Annotated in this window: 24 protein-coding genes; 9 read left to right on the top strand and 15 right to left on the bottom strand. The window is 72.2% G+C overall.

What is annotated here, in order from left to right; genetic code table 11:
- Positions 1 to 38: 38 nt before the first annotated feature.
- The 15 genes from FY549_RS08160 to FY549_RS08230 form a co-directional block, all read right to left on the bottom strand.
- Entirely contained in the window at positions 39 to 1199 is a 1161-nt protein-coding gene (locus tag FY549_RS08160; protein ID WP_149084596.1) for a flagellar hook protein FlgE, read from the bottom strand.
- A gap of 25 nt (positions 1200 to 1224) precedes the next feature.
- Entirely contained in the window at positions 1225 to 1683 is a 459-nt protein-coding gene (locus FY549_RS08165) for a flagellar hook capping FlgD N-terminal domain-containing protein (protein WP_149084597.1), read from the bottom strand.
- 1331 nt (positions 1684 to 3014) lie between these two features.
- A complete protein-coding gene (locus FY549_RS08170; RefSeq protein ID WP_149084598.1) occupies positions 3015 to 3437 on the bottom strand; it encodes a hypothetical protein in 423 nt (140 codons plus the stop codon).
- A complete protein-coding gene (locus tag FY549_RS08175) occupies positions 3434 to 4726 on the bottom strand; it encodes a FliI/YscN family ATPase (protein ID WP_149084599.1) in 1293 nt (430 codons plus the stop codon). The genes FY549_RS08170 and FY549_RS08175 overlap by 4 nt, the downstream gene beginning before the upstream one ends.
- Entirely contained in the window at positions 4723 to 5331 is a 609-nt protein-coding gene (locus FY549_RS08180) for a FliH/SctL family protein (protein ID WP_149084600.1), read from the bottom strand. Before FY549_RS08180 ends, FY549_RS08175 begins: the two co-directional genes overlap by 4 nt.
- Positions 5321 to 6325: a flagellar motor switch protein FliG gene (gene fliG, locus FY549_RS08185; RefSeq protein ID WP_149084601.1), complete on the bottom strand. Its 1005-nt coding sequence runs from the start codon at positions 6323 to 6325 to the stop codon at positions 5321 to 5323. The genes FY549_RS08180 and fliG overlap by 11 nt, the downstream gene beginning before the upstream one ends.
- Positions 6322 to 7944 (bottom strand): flagellar basal-body MS-ring/collar protein FliF, encoded by a 1623-nt coding sequence (fliF, locus tag FY549_RS08190; protein WP_149084602.1) that lies wholly within the window; start codon positions 7942 to 7944, stop codon positions 6322 to 6324. Before fliF ends, fliG begins: the two co-directional genes overlap by 4 nt.
- The gene (gene fliE / locus FY549_RS08195) at positions 7944 to 8204 is read right to left on the bottom strand and encodes a flagellar hook-basal body complex protein FliE (protein WP_149086043.1); all 261 of its coding nucleotides are present in this window, start codon (positions 8202 to 8204) and stop codon (positions 7944 to 7946) included. Before fliE ends, fliF begins: the two co-directional genes overlap by 1 nt.
- Positions 8205 to 8245: 41 nt before the next feature.
- A complete protein-coding gene (locus FY549_RS08200) occupies positions 8246 to 8641 on the bottom strand; it encodes a flagellar basal body rod protein FlgC (RefSeq protein ID WP_149084603.1) in 396 nt (131 codons plus the stop codon).
- Complete coding sequence (flgB, locus tag FY549_RS08205) at positions 8638 to 8979, bottom strand: flagellar basal body rod protein FlgB (protein ID WP_149084604.1); 342 nt, start codon at positions 8977 to 8979, stop codon at positions 8638 to 8640. Before flgB ends, FY549_RS08200 begins: the two co-directional genes overlap by 4 nt.
- Before the next feature lie 112 nt (positions 8980 to 9091).
- Entirely contained in the window at positions 9092 to 9388 is a 297-nt protein-coding gene (locus tag FY549_RS08210) for a hypothetical protein (RefSeq protein ID WP_149084605.1), read from the bottom strand.
- Positions 9385 to 9771 (bottom strand): flagellar export chaperone FliS, encoded by a 387-nt coding sequence (gene fliS, locus FY549_RS08215; RefSeq protein WP_149086044.1) that lies wholly within the window; start codon positions 9769 to 9771, stop codon positions 9385 to 9387. The genes FY549_RS08210 and fliS overlap by 4 nt, the downstream gene beginning before the upstream one ends.
- 2 nt (positions 9772 to 9773) lie before the next feature.
- Positions 9774 to 11162, bottom strand: a complete 1389-nt coding sequence (gene fliD, locus FY549_RS08220; RefSeq protein ID WP_149084606.1) for a flagellar filament capping protein FliD — start codon at positions 11160 to 11162, stop codon at positions 9774 to 9776.
- An 88-nt stretch (positions 11163 to 11250) separates the two neighbouring features.
- Positions 11251 to 12081, bottom strand: a complete 831-nt coding sequence (locus FY549_RS08225; protein WP_149084607.1) for a flagellin — start codon at positions 12079 to 12081, stop codon at positions 11251 to 11253.
- 81 nt (positions 12082 to 12162) lie between these two features.
- Positions 12163 to 12966, bottom strand: a complete 804-nt coding sequence (locus tag FY549_RS08230) for a sigma-70 family RNA polymerase sigma factor (RefSeq protein WP_149084608.1) — start codon at positions 12964 to 12966, stop codon at positions 12163 to 12165.
- 220 nt (positions 12967 to 13186) lie between these two features.
- On the opposite strand from FY549_RS08230, the gene flgN reads away from it, so the two are divergent.
- From flgN to FY549_RS08275, 9 genes are read left to right on the top strand one after another with little or no spacing between them, the layout of a single operon-like run.
- Complete coding sequence (gene flgN, locus FY549_RS08235; RefSeq protein WP_149084609.1) at positions 13187 to 13669, top strand: flagellar export chaperone FlgN; 483 nt, start codon at positions 13187 to 13189, stop codon at positions 13667 to 13669.
- Between the two features lie 13 nt (positions 13670 to 13682).
- Positions 13683 to 15092: a flagellar hook-associated protein FlgK gene (gene flgK / locus FY549_RS08240; protein ID WP_149084610.1), complete on the top strand. Its 1410-nt coding sequence runs from the start codon at positions 13683 to 13685 to the stop codon at positions 15090 to 15092.
- 25 nt (positions 15093 to 15117) lie between these two features.
- A complete protein-coding gene (flgL, locus tag FY549_RS08245) occupies positions 15118 to 15987 on the top strand; it encodes a flagellar hook-associated protein FlgL (protein ID WP_308208818.1) in 870 nt (289 codons plus the stop codon).
- Positions 15984 to 16355: a flagellar assembly protein FliW gene (gene fliW / locus FY549_RS08250; RefSeq protein WP_149084612.1), complete on the top strand. Its 372-nt coding sequence runs from the start codon at positions 15984 to 15986 to the stop codon at positions 16353 to 16355. Before flgL ends, fliW begins: the two co-directional genes overlap by 4 nt.
- A 54-nt stretch (positions 16356 to 16409) precedes the next feature.
- Positions 16410 to 17027, top strand: a complete 618-nt coding sequence (gene tsaB, locus FY549_RS08255) for a tRNA (adenosine(37)-N6)-threonylcarbamoyltransferase complex dimerization subunit type 1 TsaB (protein WP_149084613.1) — start codon at positions 16410 to 16412, stop codon at positions 17025 to 17027.
- The gene (rimI, locus tag FY549_RS08260; protein WP_149084614.1) at positions 17024 to 17512 is read left to right on the top strand and encodes a ribosomal protein S18-alanine N-acetyltransferase; all 489 of its coding nucleotides are present in this window, start codon (positions 17024 to 17026) and stop codon (positions 17510 to 17512) included. The genes tsaB and rimI overlap by 4 nt, the downstream gene beginning before the upstream one ends.
- Positions 17509 to 18597, top strand: a complete 1089-nt coding sequence (gene tsaD, locus FY549_RS08265) for a tRNA (adenosine(37)-N6)-threonylcarbamoyltransferase complex transferase subunit TsaD (protein WP_149084615.1) — start codon at positions 17509 to 17511, stop codon at positions 18595 to 18597. Before rimI ends, tsaD begins: the two co-directional genes overlap by 4 nt.
- Entirely contained in the window at positions 18594 to 19076 is a 483-nt protein-coding gene (locus FY549_RS08270; protein ID WP_200838928.1) for a hypothetical protein, read from the top strand. Before tsaD ends, FY549_RS08270 begins: the two co-directional genes overlap by 4 nt.
- A gap of 5 nt (positions 19077 to 19081) precedes the next feature.
- Positions 19082 to 20152, top strand: coding sequence for a hypothetical protein (locus FY549_RS08275; protein WP_149084616.1), 1071 nt, complete (start codon positions 19082 to 19084; stop codon positions 20150 to 20152).
- Position 20153: the final 1 nt, after the last annotated feature.

Below are 20153 nucleotides of genomic sequence, written 5' to 3' on the forward strand. Positions count from 1 at the left end.
GGGGCCTGGGCGCGAACGCGGGATTTCGCGGGAAGGGGTCAGCGCTTGAGGTTCGTGAGCTCCTGCAGCACCTCGTCGCTCGTGGTGATGATCCGGGCGTTCGCCTGGAAACCGCGCTGCGCGACGATGAGGTTGGTGAACTCCTGCGAGAGGTCGACGTTGGACATCTCCAGGGCGCCGCTGATGATGCCGCCGAGACCGCCGGTGCCGGCCTGCCCGAGCTCGGGCTGACCGGAATTGCCGCTCGGCCGGAACTGCGAGGAGCCGACCTTCTCCAGACCGCCGGGATTGACGAAGCCGGCCAGCGCGACGCGGGCCAGTACCTGGGTGTCGCCGTTGCTGAAGGTGCCGACGAGGCTGCCGTCGTTGGTCAGGGCGTAGGAGCTGAGTGTGCCGGCCGGCTTGCCGTTCTGCTCCTTGATGGCGATGTCGCTGACGTCGGCGAAGCCGGTCACACCGGACAGGTCGACGGTGACGCCGCCGGACACGATGCTCCCCGCGCCGTTCTGCACGCCGTCGGTGAAGGTCAGCGTCGAGCTGGCGCCCGCGCCGTCCGTCACGTTCCACCCCGTCGCCGTGCGCGTGAACGTCAGCCGCAGCGTCGAGGCCGTCCCGTCGGCGTCGTAGGTCTTGATGTCGCGCACGAGCGTCTCGCCCACCGCGGCCCCGGAGGGCAGGTTGCCGGTCGCGCGCGCGGTCGTCGTGGCGGCCGCGGGGCTGAGCGCACCGACCGGGAGGGTGATGTCCCCGATGCCCTGCCCGGGGACGATCACGCCGTTGCGCGCCGTCCAGCCCTGCACGAGGGCACCGCCCGCGCCGACGAGACGGCCGCTCGCGTCGAACGTGAAGCCGCCGTTGCGGGTGTACAGCGTCTCGCCTCCCGAGCGGACGACGAAGAACCCGTCGCCCGAGATCATCAGGTCGGTGGGCACACCGGTCGGCTGCGGCGCGCCGCCCGCGAAATTCGTGCTGATCCCCGCGACCTGCACGCCCAGTCCGACCTGGGCGGGGTTCTGCCCACCGGTCGTCTGCCCCGGCAGCATCGAGTTGCGCAGCAGCTGCGAGAGGGAGTCCTGGAACTGCACGGACGAGGCCTTGAAGCCCGTCGTGTTGACGTTGGCGATGTTGTTGCCGGTGACGTCGAGCATGGTCTGGTGGGAGCGGAGTCCGGAGATGCCGGAGAAGAGCGAACGAAGCATGGTGGTGCCTTTCTGGGGAGCGGGATCAGGCAGCGGAGCCGGGGACGAGGGAGACGCCCGAGACGGCGTCGAGGGCGATGGACTTGTCGCCGATGGTCACGGTGGGGATGGCCCCCGCGTAGGAGACGGCGGTGACGATGCCCTTCTGGGTGACGCCGTCGGCGTCGACGTACTGCGCCTCCTGCCCGAGCAGGGCTGCAGCCGTCTGACGCATGCTGAGCGCGAAGCTCTCCGTGCTCGTGGAGGCGAGCGCGGTCAGCTGCTCCATGGAGGCGAGCTGCGTGGTCTGGGAGATCATCTCGTTCGTGTTCATCGGCGAGCTCGGATCCTGATTGGTGAGCTGGGTCACGAGCAGCTTGAGGAACACCTCCGAGTCGAGTGTCTTCTTGCGCTCGGTCGCGGGAGTCGTGCTCCCGGTCTGCACACCGGACGTCGGGGTGGCACCAGGCGGCAGGGTGCCGGTGATGGAGTCGACCGTGGTCATGGGGTCCTCTCTGGTCAGGCGAAGACGTCGATGCCGCCGAGCGGAGCGACGGGCGGTGCGGGCGGAAGGGCGGACGGGGGTTCAGCCGGCGCGGGCGGCGCGGGGGCCCGCGGGTGTTCTGCGGCCGGTGGGCGTCGTGGCCACCGCCGTTCTGACCTCCGGCGGTCGCCCCGTGCTGCGGTGAGGACGACGAGCCGTCCGCGGTCGCGAGGGTGAGGGTGGCCTGCGGGGCAGCGATCGCGAGGTCCCGGCGAAGCTCCCCGAGGATCGCGCGCAGGGCGTCCCGTCCGAGATCGCCGGGGGCGTGCAGCTCGATGCGGATCGTCGGCCCCGCGATATGCGCGCGAACCGTGACGGGTCCCAGATTCTCCGGCGAGACGGTCAGCGTGATCCGGTGGTCGCCGTCCGGAGCCTGGGCGAGCGACACGACCGGAGCCGTCACCTGCGGAAGGAGCCCGGCGCGGACGGGCGGGGGGACCGCGGGGGGCGGGGCAGCGGGCGGTGCGGCGACCGGGGCCGGTGCGGCGGACACGCTCGGCGCCGACGCGAGCGGGTCCGCGGTCGTCGGTGCCGCGGCGGAGGAGGCGCCGGGAGCGGAGGCCGGGGTCGACACGGGGGCGGCGGAGGGGACGGACGTGGTCGTCCCCTCGGTGGGGTGCGGTGTGGCCGTGGGCCCCGCCGCCGCGGTCGGCGGGCGTCGGGGAAGCGGCGCCTCCGACCCGGTGCCCGTTCCGGCTCCGGCGCCGCCGCGTGTGCCGGTCTCGGTGACCGTCTCGATCGCGGTGCCGGGGAGACGCTCGCCGCGGTGCTGGGCGACATCGGGGACGGCGCTGGCGTCGGGGCTGACGTGGCCGGCCGGGAGCCCTCCGCGCCGGAGGACGATCCGGGGACGACCTCGGTTGGCGAGGGGGACGCGGTGCCTCCGGAGACCGTGCGGGGCCCGTCCGGCGCGGCTGCCCCTGGCGCCGGTGCCGCAGGGGCGGCCGAGGACCCTGCCGGCACGGCTGCCGCGGACGGCAGCGCCTCCGCCTCCAGCGCCGCGGGGAGCGGGGCGCAGAGGTTCGTCTCCGCGGGAGCCGGCGGAGTGGTGGTCATGGTGGGCGGAAGGACGGCCGCTGCCTCGCTCGGAACGGCGGCCGCGGGGTCCGTCTCGGTGCCCGGCTGCGAGGCTTCGGCGCCCTCGGAGGTACCGGAAGCGTGGGGTGCCGTCTCCCGGGCCGCATCCCGCACCGCTTCGGCGAATGCGGCCGCTCCGGGCGTGCCGGTCCGTGCGGCCGGGGCCGCGGGCCGCGCCGGCCGCACGTCCAGAGCGGCGAGGAGGTCGAGCGTCGTCATGCCGAACCCTCCGTCCGCGACCGTACGGCGATCTCGTCCAGCTCCGCCTGCTCGGTGTGCAGGTCGGCGGCACGCACGGCGTCCGCGTGTCCCTCCGCGAGCCTTTCGAGGCCGCGGAGCGTGCGGCGCGCGTCGGCGTGCGCGGTCCGTGCCTCCGCCACGCTCTCCTGCTGGAGGTCGGCCAGAGCGGTGAGGTCGGCGAGCAGTGCCCGGCCGGAGACCCGGGCTGCGGCGAGGGCGGCGAGCGCGCGGACGTCGACGGCCTCCATCTCGGTGCCCGCGAGGTGCGCCCGTAGCGCGCGGTCCCTGGCCTCCGTGTGCTGCGCGTCGATGACCGCGCGCGACAGGCGTTGTGCAGCCGCGCGCTCCTGGATCTCCCGTACGCGCAGGAGTCCGGCGAGGGAGAATCCTCTGCTCATGACACCCCCTCGAACGCCGCTACCAGGCTCTCCAACCGCGCCCAGGAGTCCTCCACCGCGCTCGTCTCGTCGAGCGGCTGGGTGAGGAACGCCGAGATGGCGCGCTCATGCGCGATCGCGGCGTCGATGCGCGGGTCGGCGCCGGCATGGTAGGCGCCGATGTCGATGAGGTCGTTCGCCCGTCGGCGTGCCGCGAGGACGGCGCGGAGGGTGGCCGCATGCGCGCGACGCTCCGGGCTCGTGATCTTGGTCGCCACGCGGGAGACGGAGCCGAGGACGTCGATCGCGGGATGGTGACCGGCGAGCGCGAGCGCACGGTCGAGCACGACGTGGCCGTCGAGGATCGAACGGACCGTGTCGGCGATGGGCTCGTTGTGGTCGTCGCCGTCGACGAGCACGGTGTAGATACCCGTGATCGAGCCGGCGCGATCGGTGCCCGCGCGTTCCAGGAGGCCGGCGAGGAGCGAGAAGGTGGAGGGGGGATAGCCGCGGGTGGCGGGCGGCTCGCCCGCAGAGAGCCCGATCTCGCGCTGAGCCATGGCCACGCGCGTCAACGAGTCCATCATGAGGATCGCGTGCGCGCCCTCGTCCCGGAACGCCTCGGCGATCCGGGTGGCGGTGAAGGCGGCACGGATGCGGGCCATCGCCGGCTGGTCCGAGGTCGAGACGACGACGACGGACCGGGCAAGTCCTTCCGGGCCGAGGTCGTCCTCGATGAACTCGCGCACTTCGCGGCCGCGCTCGCCGACGAGCGCGATGACGGTCACTTCGGCATCGGTGCCGCGGGCGATCATCGACAGCAGCGAGGACTTCCCCACCCCGGAGCCGGCGAACAGGCCGACGCGCTGTCCGCGGCCGACGCTGACCAGGGTGTCGAGGGCACGTACGCCGAGGGGAAGTGAAGTGGCGATGCGGTCCCGCTCCATGATCGAGGGCGTCGCGTGGTCCAGGCCGACGTGCGGCGTCGCGAGTGGTCCCTTGCCGTCGATGGGACGTCCGAGCCCGTCCAGGACGCGGCCGAGCAGGGCCGGTCCGGTGGGGACGCGCATGGGCCCACCGCTGCTGCGCACCGGGGCGCCCACGGTGAGTCCGGAGATCGAGCCGAGGGGCATGCAGCGCAAGCCGTCCTCGCCGGTCGCGACGACCTCCGCGTCGATGCCGTCGAGGGTGATCACGTCGCCCACGGCGCCGTCCAGGCCGCGTACCTGTACGCTCAGGCCGCGCACCTGGGCGACCTCGCCGACCCGTTCCGGGCGTGCGGCCTCGCGCACCGCCGTCCAGGCGCTCACGTCGCGCTCTCCGCGAGCGCCCGGCGCGCGCGATCGAGGGCCGTGGCGACTCTGGCATCGATGAGGCCGTGCGTGAGGACGGCCACGGCGTCTCCGCGGTCGAGGCTCTCGTCGGGCACGAGGGGGAGATCGGCGACGCCGCTCGCGGCCTCCGCGGCGAGGACGCGCAGATCGTCGGGGTGCACCCGGAGGCTCCGCATCGCGGCGGCCTCGGTCGCGCTCAGCGCACGACGTGCGGCGGCGACCGCTGCCGTTCCCGCCTCGCTCAGCTCGGCGGCGAGGATGAGCTCCGCGAGGTCGATCGCGTGCGACAGCACCTGCGCCGTCGCGGCGGCCTCGAGCTGCTCCACCCGCGCGGTCAGGGACTGGGCGGCGGCGTGCAGGGCGGCGACCGCGGCGGTCAGCTCTCCGGCGCGACGGGTCTCGCGCTCGGCCTGCTCTGCCGCGGCGCTCCGGAGCGCGGCGGCAGCGTCGGCCGTGCCCGCCCGGAAGCCCGTGGCGTGCCCCTCGGCATAGCCGCGGCGCCGCGCCCGCTCCTGCTCGGCCCGGTGGTCGGCCCCGCCGAGCCGGGGGAAGGCGGCGGGCGCGAAGGCATCAGTAGACATACTCGTCCTCGTCCGCGCGCTGCACGGTGATGTCTCCCGCGGCTTCCAGTGTCCGGATCGTGCGGACGATCTCGGCCCGAGCCTCCTCGACCTGGGAGACGCGCACGGGGCCCAGCGTGCGGGCCTCCTCGTCGAGGTTCTCGCGGTTGCGCTCGGACACGTTGCGTCGGATGAGATCGACGATCGGCTGCTGGGCGCCCTTGAGGGCGAGGGCCAGGGAGCGGATGTCCATGCCCCGCAGGACGCGCTGGGTGTCGCGGTCGTCGAGCTTGACGATGTCGGCGAAGGTGAACATGCGCGAGCGGATGTCCTCGGCGAGGGCACTGTCACGGTCTTCGATGCTCGCCAACAGGGCCTTCTCGATCGTCGCGCCCGAGCGGCCGATGATCTCCACGAGCGGTTCGACGCCGCCGAGCACCTCGGGGCTGTCCCGCGACGCGAGGCTGCCGGTCCGGGCCTTCAGGGCCTCGGCGACGATGGCGATGGCGTCCTGCGACGCCGTGCCCATGGTGGCGATGGCCTGGGCGACGTCGGTGCGCCCGGGGTCGGGGAACGCGGCGAGCACGGCGGCCGCCTGGTCCGCCGGGAGATGGGCGAGCACGAGGGCGACCGTCTGCGGCAGCTCGCCGTCGAGGAGGGTGGCGAGATGGGCGGCGTCGGCGGAGGCGAGGAACTCGAAGGACGCGCTCATCGAGGTCGAGCCGACACGGCCCAGCACGGCCGCCGCCCGTTCCGAGCCGAAGGAGGCCTCGAGCAGACCCGCGGCGATGTCGCGTCCGCCTCGAGCGGGCGGAAGGTGTCCCGCGGCGATGCGATGGAACTGCCCCAGTGCCTGAGCGGTGGTCTCGACGTCGAGGTCCTGCAGCCCGATGATCTCGGCGGCGACCGCTTCCGCCTCGGCTTCGGAGAGGTGCTTCATGACCTCCACGGCCTGCGCGCGGTCGAGGTTCATGAGGACGATGGCGGCGGTCTGCCGGTCGGTGAGCCCGCTCACGCGTGCGACCTGTCGTCGATGAGGGTGCGCAGCAGCTCGGCGGTGCGCTGCGGGTCCTGCCGGGTGAGTGCGTCGATCTCGGCACGGCGGCGTTCGAGGCTGATCTGCGCGGGCTCGGGCTCCGGATCCGGATCGAGGTCGGGCGCCGTCTCGAGGAACGCGAGGGGCGTGGTCGGAGCCTCCAGCACGGCCGTCGGCGCGTCCGCGGAGAGAGCGGACAGCTCGGCCGGGCGGTCCCCGAAGAGCTGGTCGAACTCCTCGACGCCTCCCGCCTTCCGGCGGGAGCGGATGATGAGGGCGGCGATCGCGGCGATGAGCGGGATGGCGATCGCGGCCGCGATGATGACGGTGTTCAGGAGCGCGGCCTGGCGGGCGGCATCCTCCGCCTCCTTCGCGGCTTGCAAGGCCGCCTGGGCCGCCTCGGCATCGGTCTGGCTGAACGCGACGAGCTCCACGGCGAGCTCGTCGCCACGGGTGCGGTCGATGCCCGCGGCGGTGGCGACGAGATCGCTGAGCTGCGCGGAGCTGAGGTCGCCGCCCGCACCGGCGTCGACCGCGACCGACACGGACTGCCGCAGGAGGGTGCCGGCCGGTGTCGAGGTGCTCTCCGTGGCCTTGTTGACCGCGTTGGTCCTGGTCTCCTCGGTCGCGGTATACGTGCCGTCGCCCTCCCCGTTAGGCACGGCGATGTTGTCCGGGCCCAGCACGCCGGCCTCGGACGTCGAGCCGTTGCTGTTCTGCTCGCGGACCTCCTCGGTGAGCGGGGGCGCACCCTCGGCGGGGGTGTAGGTCTCCTCGACGCGCTCGTTCACCGAGCGGTCGATCTCGGCCACGACGGTGACAGTCGCATTGCCGGGGCCGACCACCGTGTCGAGCATCTGCTGCACGCTCGCGGTCACGCGGGCCTCGTAGTCGCCCGCCTGCTGGTCGAGCCCTCCGGTGGCGCCGCCGCCGACCGTCGACAGCGTCCGTCCGGTCTGATCGACGACGGCGACGTTCTCCGGCTTCATGCCGCTGACCGCGGCCGAGGTGAGGTGCACGATGGCCTCGACCTGCTTCTGGTCGAGTGTGGTGCTTCCCGCCGTCTCGACGAACACGGAGGCGGTCGCGTCGACCGTCTCCGACACGAAGACGCTCTCCTCGGGGATCGCGAGCTGCACGGAGGCTGCGGAGACGCCGTCGATCGCCGAGATCGTGGCGGCCAGCTCGCCTTCGATCGCGCGCTTGTAGGTGACCGACTGCTGGAACTCACTCGTGGTGACGCCCATGTCGTCGAGCAGCGAGTAGCCGGCCGATCCGGCGCTGGGCAGCCCCGCGGAGGCGGCAGCGAGACGTTGGTCGTACACGTCCTTCTCCGGCACGAGCACGGTCGCTCCGCCGTCGGTGAGCTCGTAGGGGACGGAGGCGGAGCGCAGCTGCTCCACGACGGCGTTCGCATCGGAGGCGCTCAGTCCCGAGAACAGCGGCGTGTAGGTGGGTCGGCTGAGCCAGCTGGACAGCGCGATGACACCGAGCGCGAGCACGGCGATGCCGATGATGGCGATGGTGCGCTGCGCGAGCGAGAATCCGGCGATCACGCGCCGCATCCGCTGGAACGCCCCGGTCACTGCCGGAGGCATCAGGCCTGCATCCGCATGATCTCGTTGAACGCGTCGACGCCCTTGTTGCGAACGGCGGCGACGAGCTCGAGGGTGACCGCGGCACGCGAGGAGGCGATCATGGCGGCGTGGATGTCGTCGAGGTCGCCCGTGACGGCCGCGACCTTGAGCGTGTCGGACTCCGACTGCAGCGCTCGCAGCTCGTCGATCGCGCCGGTGACACTGTTCGCGAAGGCCGTGTCGTCGCCGGTCTTCGCACCGGTCACCGGCGACGTCGTCATGCCGAGGGACGAGGCGACGGCTTCGATGCCGGCGACGGCGCTCACGAGTTCCGTCCGATCTGCAGCGCCGCCTCGTACGAGTTGCGGGCGCGGTCCACGATCGCCGCGCTGGCCTGGTATCCACGCTGCGCGAGGATCAGCTGGCTCATCTGGTCTCCCAGGTCGATGTCGGGGTAGCGGACGTAGCCGTCGGCGTCCGCGAGCGGGTGATCCGGCTGGTGCACGAGGCGCCCTTCCGCGTCGCCCTGGACGGTGCCGGCGACGTAGACGCCGGGGGACTGATCGCTCGTCTGCGCCAGGATGTACCGCGCGCGGAAGGCCGCTCCGTCGGTCGAGGTCGCCGTGTTGATGTTGGCGATGTTGTCGCTGATGGCGTCGAGCCACTTCCGGTGCACGGTCAGACCCGTGCCGGCGATGCCGATCGCGTCGAAGGTCATGATGTCCTCATCGCCGTGCGCATCGAGGAGAACGATCCGTTCACGGCCTGGGTCGCGAACTGGTATCGCAGCATCGTGTCGATGCTCGAGAGCGTCTCGGTGTCGAGGTTCACGTTGTTGCCGTTCAGTCGCGTCGGCTCGAGCGAGGTCCCGACGCTGGCCGTCACATCCCCGTCTCCGGCGGCGATCGAGTCCGCGAGCGCGGCCTCGAACTGCACCCGCTTGGCGTGATAGCCGGGGGTGTTGATGTTGGCGATGTTGTCGGCGATGGCTCGCTGGCGCAGCGAGAGGCCGTCCAGCGCACTCGTCAGTGCGGTGATGGTCACAGAGTCGAACACGAACCGGCTCCCCGTGTGTGGGTGAAGTGGCCGTTCCCTGGCCGAGTCTTGCGAGCCATCCGTGCTCTCGGGGGACTGTCGGCCGTCCGCGCGGTTTCGTTAGGGGAGTCGCTCAACCGTCCACGTCGAGGTAGGCGGGGGCGTCCGGGGTGTGCGGTGGCGGGACCCGCCGGACGGCGCCGAGGTGCCGCCGGAGTCCGTCGAGCTCGGACCGCGCGCGCTCCATGGCCGCGTGCTGCCGGTCGATGACCGCGCGTGCCCGCTCGGCCAGGTGCGGCGGAAGCGGTGCGGTCGGGGGTGCCCACGGCACGATGTCGTGCACCTCGACCGCACCGGCGGGCGCGGCGAGGATCCGGTCGGCGTCCGCGTCGAGTCGGTCGAGGAGCGCGCTCCAGTCCTCGTCGGTCACGCGCGGCCCTCGGCGATCGTCAGGGCGGCGGCGTGCCACGCGTCGCGCAACGGCACGACGAGCTCCCGGCAGGCGTGGGTGCGTTCCGGGTCGCGGCCGATGTTGGCGCCGATCAGGGTCTGCGACAGGAAGACGTAGAGCGACCGCAGACCGGCACTGCCGTTCCATTCGTCGGTCAGCGAGGCGGACAGCTCCGCCACGATCGCCTGTGCGTGCTGCAGCTGGGCGTTCGCCTCGGTCCAGTCGGCTGCACGTTGGGCCGTCTCGGCGCGCTCGATGTCCAGCAGCAGCCGGTCGTAGAGCATCGTGACCAGGCGCTCCGGCGGGGCGGACAGGATGGCGTCCTCGCGGTAGCGCTGCTGGGCGCGCAGGGCGGCGTTCATGCTCACGAGCCCGACCCGGAGCGGCTGCTCGGCAGCGCGTTGATCTGGGAGGCGAGGTAGGAGGACTGCGACTGCATCTGCGAGAGCATCACCTCGAGGCGCGCGTAGGTCCGCTCCAACGACGCCTTCCGCTGGGCGAGGCGCACGTCCCAGCGGTCCATCTGCTCGCCGAGGCTCTTGACCTCGCTCTCCTGACCCGTGATCCGGGAGGTGAGCAGCCCGTCGTACTTGTCGGAGTAGGAGGTCGCCGTCTGCTCCACGCGTGCCGCCACCGCGGAGAAGAGCGCACCGACGGCCGCGGGGTCCTTCGCCAGCGCCTCGGAGAACTTCTCCTCGTCGAACGTGAGCTTGCCGTACATGTCGGTCGAGATGCCGATCGTGGACGGTGAGACGCCGTCCACCGGGTGCTGGACGGCGTCGGCGAGGGCCGTGCGCAGGCCACGGATGGTGCTGTCGCCGGTGAAGACCCCGAGGGTCGTCTTCTCCCCCTGGCCGGCGGCGACGGTGGCCTTCGAGCCGTTGTCGATGCGGGTGAAGATGTCGGTGAGGAGGGCGATGAACTCGCCGGAGGCCTTGGCCCTGGCCTCGCCGTCGACGGCGACGGTGACCGTGACGGGGGTCGTCGAGACAGTGGAGACCGTGACGTCGACGCCCTCGAAGAGGTCGGTGAACGTGTTGCCGGACGACGTGATGACCTGCTCGGCTGCGGTGCCGGCCCAGAGGCGCAGCTGCGCGTCCGTGCCCGTGGCGATGACGGCGGCGCCCGGCTCCGTGGACACGTCCGTGGCGGTGCCGGCGGCCACCGCGGCGAGGTCACCCGCGTAGACGCGGAAGCGTCCTGCCTCTCCGGACTCCTCGGCCCGGAGCTGCAGGCGGTAGACGGGGTTGCCGTCGGCATCCTTGCCGGCGGGGACGGCCGTGGCGAGCACTCCGGTGTCGGCGTCGTTGATGGCCTGAGCGATGTCCTGCATCGACGTCGAGTCGGCCTGCACCTGGACGCGCTTCCCCGAGGCGTCCTCGAGGGTGAGCACGGGGGGCTCAGCGGGCCAGCGGGTCAGGGCGGTCGAGACCACCGTGTGCGCCTGGGCGAGGCGGTCGACGACGATGTCGGTGGACACGGGAGCGGCGCCGGTGCGCAGGGCGACCTTCACCGATTCGGACGACGCGCTGCAGGTGAAGCGGTCGAGACCGCCGGGCGCTGCGGCCTTTTCGGCGGCGGCGGCGAGGTTCTGCACGGCTGTGTTGAGGGTGCGCAACTGGGTCATGACGACGTTCTTGTCGTCGATCTTGGCCTTGAGCAGCGTGCGGGGGATGGCGTGCACGTCCATCAGCGCCTTGATGACCTCGGTGGTCTTGAGCCCCGAGACGAGGCCGTCGAGCGAGAGCGACATGCGGCTTCCCTTCTGTGAACGGCGGGGCCCGGGCGGCGGACGAGGCCGCCACCCGGACCCCCGGAGTGGTTCCGTGCTGCGGCGCGGATCAGCGCAGGAGCTGGAGCACGCCCTGGTTGGCCTGGTTGGCCTGGGCCAGCATCGCGGTTCCCGCCTGCGACAGGATGTTCGCCGACGTGAACTTGACCATCTCGGACGCCATGTCGGTGTCGCGGATACGGCTCTCGGCGGCGGCGAGGTTCTCGGCCGACACGTTGAGGCTGTTGATGGTCGACTCGAAGCGGTTCTGCAGCGCACCGTAGCCGGCACGGGCGGTCGAGACCGCCTGGATCTGCGTGTCGATGCCCGCCAGAGCCGCACCGTACGATGCCGCGTCGGTCATGGTGCCGGCGAGCGTCTCGATGGTGGTGCCGAGGTTGGCGAAGTTGGTCAGGCCGACCGAGATCTGGTCCTCGGCGGCGACCGCGCCCGCACCCACCTGGAACGTCAGCGTCGTGCCGCCCGAGAGCAGCTTGATGCCGTTGAAGTTCGTGCTGTCGGCGATCCGGGTGAGCTCGTCGGCGAGGGCGCCGATCTCGGTCTGGATCGCTTCGCGCGACTTCGTGTTGTTCGAGTCGTTCGCGCCCTGAGCGGTCAGGTCGCGCACGCGCTGCAGGATGGAGTGCACCTCGGTCAGGGCGCCTTCCGCGGTCTGGATGACCGAGATGCCGTCCTGGGCGTTGCGGGCCGCGACGTTCAGGCCGTTGACCTGCGAACGCAGACCCTCGGAGATCGCCAGGCCGGCGGCGTCGTCCGCTGCGCGGTTGATGCGGAGGCCGCTCGAGAGCTTCTCGAGCGACTTCGACAGGTCGTTCTGCGTGTTGGACAGGTTGCGGTAGGCGTTGAGCGCGCCCACGTTGGTGTTGATCTGCATACCCATGAGGGTTTCCTCCGTGATGTGGTGAACAGGAGACCATCCGTGGTCTCCTGTTCTCACCTATCGGCGGAGGATGCGGCGGCGTTAGGCGGGGGCGGCGGCGCGGAAGACCTCGCCCATGCGTGCGCCGGCGGCTTCCGCGATGCGCCCGAAGTAGGCGTCCCGGGCGGCGGGCGACACTCGGGTCTTCGTCGTGGTCTCGGCCCGGTTGTCGGCGAAGTACCGGTCGAGGGCGTCGCGGAGCAGCCGTACCGCCTCCGAGCGCTGCTGGGAGACGGCGGAATGGGTCACGCCGAGCTCCTCGGCGATCTCCTTGACCGGACGCTCTTCGAAGTACACGGCCACGACGATGCGCCGCATGCGTTCGGGGAGAGCGGTGATGGCGTGTTCGAGCACCTCCCGCCGCTCGCCGACCAGGGCGGACTCCTCCGGGAGGGGGATGTCGGCGACGAGATCCCTGGTCGCAGGGTCGTCGAGGGTCGAGACGGTGCGTGCGGCGTCGGCGAGAGCCTCGACGACGGCCTCCTTGGGGGAGCCCATCGCGGTGGCGATCTCCGCGGCGGTGGCGGTACGACCGAGCGCAGCGGTGAGGGTGTCGCGCACGGCGACAGTCTCCTTGATCCGTTTCCGGATACCGCGCGACGCCCAGTCCATCGCGCGCATCTCGTCGGCGAACGCGCCGAGGATCCGTCGACGGGCATAGGCCCCGAAGGGAACGCCGAGCGCGGGGTCGTACGCGTCGGCGGCGGTCACGAGAGCGAGCGCGCCGACAGCGGCGAGCTCTTCGCGGGGGATGTGGGTTGCCCGAGCATGGGTGTCCGCAGCGAGGTAGCCGACCAGGGGAAGGTTGGCCTCGACGAGGCGGTTGCGCTCAGCGCGCGACGACATGGGGGATGATCCACCTCTCTGGATGCACTCCGGAAGCTCCATAGCGAGAGGTAGATGTCCATATCACAAGGTCCGAGATATGTCCATGGGGAGAACTACCCACCGCCGTTCCACATAGTAACCTTAGGGGCGCGGTGGCCGATAGAGATTAATGAACCGTTAACAGGCGGGTCGATCGCACCGGCGTTGGGGCGGGGGATCGCTGGGGAACAAGGGGATCATGGGAGCCAACGAACTATCGATGCAGCTCTGGCGAGAGCGCGAGCTGCTCGAGATGCTGCTTTTCAAACTCGACGAGCAGCAGCTGCTGCTCGCCGCGGGACGTTCGCACTGGATACAGTTTGCGGCACGCGAGATCGATCAAGTACTCGATCGCCTCCGTGCGGCGGGGCTGGCCCGCACGGTGGAAGTCGCCGGGGTCGCGGAGGAGTGGGGAGCGCCCGAGGACGCGACCATCTCACAGCTCATCGAGCACGCGCCGGACGGGGCCTGGAGCGACGTCTTCTCCGATCACATGCGGGCCCTCGTCCGGCTGACCGCGGAGGTCGAGCAGATGCGTGACTCCGCCGCCGAGCAGCTCACCGGCGTCCTCCGCGCCACACAGGAGACCATCGCCGCGCTCGGCCAGGAGAGCGGCGAGTACACCACGCGTGGCGACCGCGCCCGCGAGGACGCCGCCCGCATCATCGACACCGAGATGTGACCGAGAGGGGATCATGTCGACCTTCAGTGGATTGACCACCGCCGCGAGCGGCCTCGCCGCCGCGCGCCGGGGCATGGACGTGGTGGGGCAGAACATCGCCAACCAGAAGACCGAGGGGTACACGCGGCAGCGCGTCGAGACCTCGTCGATCGCGGCGATCGCGCAGACCGGTCGGTTCAGCATGGGGGCGCTGCCCGGTCACGGCGTGTCGATCGACGGCGTGGCACGCCTCGGTGACGCCCTGCTCGACGCGCGCGTCCGCGACACGCTCGGCGCGTCCGGCTACTGGGCCACCAGGGCGCTCGCCGCGACGACGGCCGAGTCGGCGCTGGCGGAGCCCACCGACAAGGGGCTCGCGAATCGGCTGACGACCTTCTGGGCGGGCTGGCAGGACCTCGCCAACACCCCCGACTCGGGTGCCGCGGCCGCGACCATCCTGGAGTCAGCGAAGGAGCTCGCGGCGCACATCTCGGGCGGCTATCGCACGGTCGCCGCCCAGTGGACCGCCGCGCGCGGCACCGCGGAGCGCACGGTCAACCAGGTCAACGCCGCCGCCGACCAGATCGCGGTGCTCAACACGGAGATCCGCGACGCGCTCGCCGCCGGACGCTCCGCCAACGAGCTCACCGATCGCCGCAACGCGCTCGCGGAGGACGTGGCGCGGCTGGCGGGTGCCACGGCGAGCGTCGAGGCGGACGGCACGCTCACGGTGCGTCTCGGTGGCAACGCCCTCGTCTCCGGAGGCGACGCCCGACACCTCGCCCTGACCGGTGCCGCGACGATCGACGGTGTTCCGCGGGTCGGAGTCGCCTGGGAGTCCGTGCCCGACCTTCCCCTCGTGGTCGACGGCGGGGAACTCGGCGGCTCGCTCTCGGTTCTCGCTCCGGCCGCCGACGGCGGGATGCTCGCGCAGCTCGCGGCGACGTACGACCGGGTGGCCACGGCCCTGGCCACGTCGCTCAACGCCCAGCACCGGGCGGGGGTCACCGCCACCGGACAGCCGGGCGGCGACTTCTTCACCGTTCCCGCGACCGGCTCGGCCGCGCTCGGGCTGCAGGTCGCCGTCACGACAGCGGCCGAGTTGGCCCTCGCCGCCCCCGGCGCCGGTGCGAAGGACGCGAGCAACGCCGACCTGATCTCCCAGATCGGTCAGCGCGCGACCTCTCCTGACGCGCTGTGGACCGACCAGGTGACGCGCTTCGGCGTCGCCACCGCCGCAGACGTGCAGCGGGCGAAGGTGTCGGACGCGGCGGCCGTGGGCGCGGTGGGAGCGCAGCAGTCCGTCGCGGCCGTCGACGGCGACGAGGAGACGATCAACCTCCTCACGTACCAGACCGCCTACCAGGCGGCGGCCCGGGTCCTCACCGCCGTCGACGAGGCCCTCGACGTCCTCATCAACCGCACGGGCGTCGTCGGACGCTGATCGGAGCAGCATCGTGATCTCTCGCGTGACCCAGACGACCATGACCCAGACGGCGATGCGTCAGCTGCAGTCGAACCTGTCCGAGCTCGCCCGGCTGCAGGACCAGGCGACCTCGCAGAAGGCGTTCGCCGCCCCCTCCGACGACCCGGCTGCGGCCGCGGCTGCCCTCGCCCTCCACGCCGAGCAGCGGCGGACGGAGCAGTACGCACGCAACATCGACGACGGCCTGGCCTGGGTGACCGCGGCCGACACCGCGATCACCTCCAGTACGTCGCTGCTGTCCCGCGTGCGCGACCTGACCGCGCAGGGAGCGAACGACGGAGCGTTGGACGCGGTGGCGAAGGAGGCGCTGGCCGTCGAGCTGGAGGGCATCCGCGACGAGCTCCTCGCGCAGGCCAACACCCGGGTGCTCGGCCGCTCCGTCTTCGCCGGCACCGCGGATACCGCCGCCTTCGCGGCCGACTACTCGTACAGCGGCGTGGCCGGCTCCGAGGTCGGCCGCCGGGTGTCCGACGCGGCCGTGGTCCGCGTCGACACCGACGGCGCTGCGGTGTTCGGCACAGGCGACGACTCCGTGTTCGCCCTCGTCGACCGCATCGCCGCCGACCTCCGTTCCGGCACCAACGTCGGCCCGCGGCTGGCGGAGATCGACTCTCGCCGGACGGCGATGCTCGGCGTGCAGGGGTCGGTGGGCACCAGACAGGCTCAGATTGAACGCGCCAAGGAGGCGGCAGTGCAGAATTCCGTGTCCCTCGAATCCCGCCGTGCCGCGGTCGAGGACGTCGACTCGGTCGAGGTGCTCATCCGCCTCCAGGCGCAGGAGCTCGTGTACCGCTCGGCGCTGTCGGTCAACGCCCGCGTGCTGCAGCCGACGCTGATGGACTTCCTGCGATGACCGCCGCGCTCACCTTCACCGCCCCGCCGCCCGGGCTCGCTCCGCACGTGGACTTCGCGCTCGCGCCGGTCGACGGCGCGGACGGCCTGTTCGCGATGCGGGCGGTCGGGGACGAATCCCTCCGGCTCTATCTCGTCGATCCGAACACGGTGCTCGCGGAGTACGCCCCGACCCTCAGCGACGCTCAGGTCGCCGATCTCGCCCTGGGTTCGCCGGACGACGCGCTCGTGCTGGTGGTCGCCCATCCCGCCTCGGACGGCGTGAGCGTCAACCTGCTCGCGCCGGTCGTGGTCAACCGCACCACCGGGGTCGCCGCGCAGGTGATCCTGGAGGACCAGGACTACCCGGTGCGGGCGCCGCTGGGCTGATCGGCTGCTCTTGAGCGCAGGCGTCTCCGGCCGGACGGCGACTACCCTGGAGGGGTGATCCTCGCCGTCGACACGTCCCTTGGCACCGCCGTCGCCCTCATCGACCCCGACGGGACGCCACGTGCCGAAGCCGGCACGGCCGACCCGCTCGGACACGCCGAGGTCATCGGTGAGCTGGTGCGCGACGTGCTCCGGGAGGGCGGGACCGACGACATCACGCACGTCGTGGCCGGCATGGGGCCCGGTCCCTTCACCGGGCTGCGCATCGGAATCGCCACGGCACGTGCCTTCGCGCTCGGCCGAGGCATCCCCGTGGTCCCGGTCCCCAGCCACACGGCGGCGGCTCTCGCGCTCGTCGACTCCGCAGCCGGCCCGTTCGCCGTCGTCACGGACGCGCGGCGGCGAGAGGTCGCCATCACCGTGTTCGACGGCCAGGACGAGGCGGGCATCCCGCGCGCGACCGCCGACACGGTGCTCGTCCGTGCTGCGGATGCCGACGGCCAGCTGGCCGGTATCCGCCGTGTCGACGTGTCGACGCTGTCCGCGGTCGACCTCGCCCGCGTGGGAGCCAGGGCGCTCGCGGCCGGCCGGGTTCTCGCCGGCGAGGAGCCGCTGTACCTGCGGCACCCGGATGTATCGCTGCCCGGCGCCCCGAAGAGGGTGGGCGTATGACGCTGCGCGAGGCAGGGCCGGACGACCTCGACGCGATCATGGACATCGAGCACCGTTCGTTCCCGACCGATGCCTGGAGCCGGGAGACGATGGCGAGCGAACTGTTGAGCCCGCACGGCCGCTACCTCGTGGACGAGCAGGACGGGGCGATCGTCGGCTACGGCGGGGTACGAGCGCTGCAGGGCAGCCCGGATGCCGACATCCAGACCATCGCGTTGGACAGCGCCTTCCGCGGCCGGGGGCGCGGCCGCGCGCTCCTGCACGGCCTGCTCCGGGCGGCCGTCGCACGCGGGGCCAAGGAGGTGTTCCTCGAGGTCCGCGCGGACAATCCGCCGGCTGAGGGGCTCTATCGCGCGGAGGGCTTCGAGGAGATCGGCAGGCGCCCCCGCTACTATCAGCCGGACGACGTCGACGCGATCGTGATGCGTCTGGATCTGCGCCGCCACGCGGCGGCGGCCGATACGCCGGAGGAGGCGACCGCATGAGTGAGCCCCTGGTGCTCGGCATCGAGACGAGCTGCGACGAGACCGGCATCGGAATCGTGCGCGGCCGGACGCTGCTGTCGAACACGATCGCGTCGAGCATGGAGGAGCACGCCCGGTACGGCGGGGTCGTCCCGGAAGTCGCCGCCCGCGCGCACCTGGAGGCGCTGCAGCCGGCCATCGATGCCGCCCTCGCCGAGGCCGACGTGCGCCTCGCCGACCTCGACGCGATCGCGGTGACCAGCGGACCGGGACTCGCCGGTGCGCTCATGGTGGGCGTCGGCGCGGCGAAGGGGCTGGCCGTCGCGCTCGACAAGCCGCTCTACGCCGTCAATCACCTCGTCGGGCACATCGCCGCCGACATCTTGAGCCCCGACGCCGCGGCCCTCGAGTACCCGACGATCGCCCTGCTCGTGTCCGGTGGCCACACCTCGCTGCTCCACGTGCGCGACCTCACCACCGATGTCGAACTCCTCGGCGAGACGGTGGACGACGCCGCAGGGGAAGCCTTCGACAAGGTCGCTCGGCTGCTCTCCCTGCCGTACCCCGGCGGCCCGGAGATCGACCGGGCCGCAGTCGGCGGAGACCCCGACGCGATCCGCTTTCCGCGGGGTCTCTCCCGCGCGTCGGACCTTGCGAAGCACCGCTACGATTTCTCGTTCTCCGGGCTGAAGACAGCGGTCGCCCGGTGGGTGGAGCGCTTCGAGGCGGAGAACGCCGGGGCGGGGGCCGGAGCGCACGATCTTCCGATCGCCGACGTTGCCGCGAGCTTCCGCGAAGCCGTCGTCGACGTCCTCGTGACGAAGGCGCTCAACGCGTGCGAAGACCTCGGCGTGCCGCGGCTGCTGCTCGGTGGCGGCGTCATCGCGAATCGTCGGCTGCGCGAGGTCGCGCTGGCGAGGGCGGCCGAGGCCGGAGTCGCGGTCCGCATCCCACCGCTGTCGCTCTGCACCGACAACGGCGCCATGATCGCGGCGCTCGCCGCCGAGCTCATCGCATCAGGGCGCCCGGCGTCGACGCTCGGCTTCGGCGCCGACTCGACGCTGCCGGTGACGGAGATCCAGGTCGCGGAGGCGGTGCCGGCGTGAGCGTGCTCCCGCAGGACTCCGGAGCGGGCGAGGGGATCCCGCGCGCCAGGGTCGAGCGCGCGAGCGGGCACGTCGAGCGTCCGGCCGGCGCCGCCCGCCTCCCGGGCGCTCCGCGCGAGGGGTACACGAAGCTGCCGACCGGTCCCGTGAGCGTCGAGCCCGTGGTCGTGAGCGGGCCCGACCTCGACCGGGCGGACGCGGACCACTGGGAGCCCGCCGCAGAGCCCGCGCCCATCGACGACACGCGGCTCGCGCCGTGGGCGCTGGTGGCCGCGATCGTGGCGCTCAGCGCCTCGTTCTTCGTCGGCTGGGGCATCCCGGTCGCCATCGTCGCCGTGATCGCCGCGATCATGTCGCTCCGTCGCCCCGTCGAGAGCCGGGCGATCGCGCGCTGGGCCCTCGTGCTCGGACTCTGCGCGACGGTGTACAGCCTGGGCTGGCTGGTCTGGGCCGGCATGCAGTTCGAGAGGCTGGGCTAGGCGAGATGACCGCTGCGGACGACGAGGGAGTCGAGGAGCGCAGGGCTCTGCAGCGCAAGGCTTTCGGCCCGGGCGGAGGGCTGTCGGCGGCCGAGGCCGCGCGGCTGCGCGAGCTCGACGAGGCCCGGCGACAGGCGCCGCTCATCCCGACGCCACCGGAGGAACGGCGTCCCGACGCGCATCCGGAAGACCGCGCGCAGCCGGTCTCCGCCACCGAGGTCGTCGCTCCGCACACCCCGGAGGGCGAGGCCGTGCCGGAGCCGGCCGGAGGCGACCGACGACGGCGGACGCCCCTCGGGGTGCTCGCGCTCGCGGCGGTGGTCGCGCTCCTCCTCGGCGTCGGCGCCGGCTGGCTCGCGTTCGGTCGGAGCGGCGGCTCCGCGGTCGCGCTCAGTGCCGAGCAGCAGCAGTGGCAGTCCGACCTCGTCGCATCCGGAAAGTACGACCCCGGGTCCGTGCGCGCGGTCGCGACCGAGGAGGGCGCGGTCATCTGGGCGGCGACGCAGGACGGCGGCGCCCGCGTCTGCCTGCTCCTGGGGGCGGGGGAGAGCCCGACGCCGAGCTGCAATCAGCGGGAAGCGGTACAGAAGGAGGGGCTCTGGGGCCAGGTGACGACGGAGCGGGACGACGAGTACACGCGACAGATCGTGGCGCAGCTGCTCCTCACGCCCGACGGCGAACCGGCCGTGAGCGTCGGCGTCTCGGAGTACGGTTCCGGCGAGGGCGGCGGCCTCACCTACGCGAACGAGACGGAGACCCGAACTGCCGGGCGTCTCGCCGATGAGGGCTTCGATCCGAACTCGATTTGGGTCGCGGGCTACGACGGGGACGTCCCGATCTGGACGGCTTCGGAAGCCGCCACCGGACGGCAGTGCCTCGTCTACGACGGCTCCGGCGCGGACGCTCCGATGGCCTGCGAGACGGCGGAGACGCTGCAGGAACACGACGGCCGCCTGCGCCTGCAGCTGACCGATGTCGAGAGTGGAGCGGTCACGACCTATGAGCTGCCGACCGGTGGGCCCGGCTTGTTCATGATCATCCGAGAGGGGACGGGCGTCGGTGCGGGAGGAGACTGAT

The organism is Microbacterium sp. 1S1, assembly GCF_008271365.1.
Classification (GTDB): Bacteria; Actinomycetota; Actinomycetes; order Actinomycetales; family Microbacteriaceae; genus Microbacterium.

Excerpts from the sequence above, each read along its gene's own strand:
- FY549_RS08160 (WP_149084596.1), bottom strand. The coding sequence starts at position 1,199 with ATGCTTCGTTCGCTCTTCTCCGGCATCTCCGGACTCCGCTCCCACCAG.
- fliF (WP_149084602.1), bottom strand. The coding sequence starts at position 7,944 with ATGCCTCCGGCAGTGACCGGGGCGTTCCAGCGGATGCGGCGCGTGATC.
- FY549_RS08275 (WP_149084616.1), top strand. The coding sequence starts at position 19,082 with ATGACCGCTGCGGACGACGAGGGAGTCGAGGAGCGCAGGGCTCTGCAG.
- FY549_RS08180 (WP_149084600.1), bottom strand. The coding sequence starts at position 5,331 with ATGTCTACTGATGCCTTCGCGCCCGCCGCCTTCCCCCGGCTCGGCGGG.
- FY549_RS08200 (WP_149084603.1), bottom strand. The coding sequence starts at position 8,641 with ATGACCTTCGACGCGATCGGCATCGCCGGCACGGGTCTGACCGTGCAC.
- tsaD (WP_149084615.1), top strand. The coding sequence starts at position 17,509 with ATGAGTGAGCCCCTGGTGCTCGGCATCGAGACGAGCTGCGACGAGACC.
- flgK (WP_149084610.1), top strand. The coding sequence starts at position 13,683 with ATGTCGACCTTCAGTGGATTGACCACCGCCGCGAGCGGCCTCGCCGCC.
- fliD (WP_149084606.1), bottom strand. The coding sequence starts at position 11,162 with ATGTCGCTCTCGCTCGACGGCCTCGTCTCGGGGCTCAAGACCACCGAG.
- FY549_RS08225 (WP_149084607.1), bottom strand. The coding sequence starts at position 12,081 with ATGGGTATGCAGATCAACACCAACGTGGGCGCGCTCAACGCCTACCGC.
- fliS (WP_149086044.1), bottom strand. The coding sequence starts at position 9,771 with ATGAACGCCGCCCTGCGCGCCCAGCAGCGCTACCGCGAGGACGCCATC.
- FY549_RS08165 (WP_149084597.1), bottom strand. The coding sequence starts at position 1,683 with ATGACCACGGTCGACTCCATCACCGGCACCCTGCCGCCTGGTGCCACC.
- fliW (WP_149084612.1), top strand. The coding sequence starts at position 15,984 with ATGACCGCCGCGCTCACCTTCACCGCCCCGCCGCCCGGGCTCGCTCCG.
- flgN (WP_149084609.1), top strand. The coding sequence starts at position 13,187 with ATGGGAGCCAACGAACTATCGATGCAGCTCTGGCGAGAGCGCGAGCTG.
- FY549_RS08170 (WP_149084598.1), bottom strand. The coding sequence starts at position 3,437 with ATGAGCAGAGGATTCTCCCTCGCCGGACTCCTGCGCGTACGGGAGATC.
- FY549_RS08230 (WP_149084608.1), bottom strand. The coding sequence starts at position 12,966 with ATGTCGTCGCGCGCTGAGCGCAACCGCCTCGTCGAGGCCAACCTTCCC.
- rimI (WP_149084614.1), top strand. The coding sequence starts at position 17,024 with ATGACGCTGCGCGAGGCAGGGCCGGACGACCTCGACGCGATCATGGAC.
- fliE (WP_149086043.1), bottom strand. The coding sequence starts at position 8,204 with ATGACGACGTCGCCGGTGACCGGTGCGAAGACCGGCGACGACACGGCC.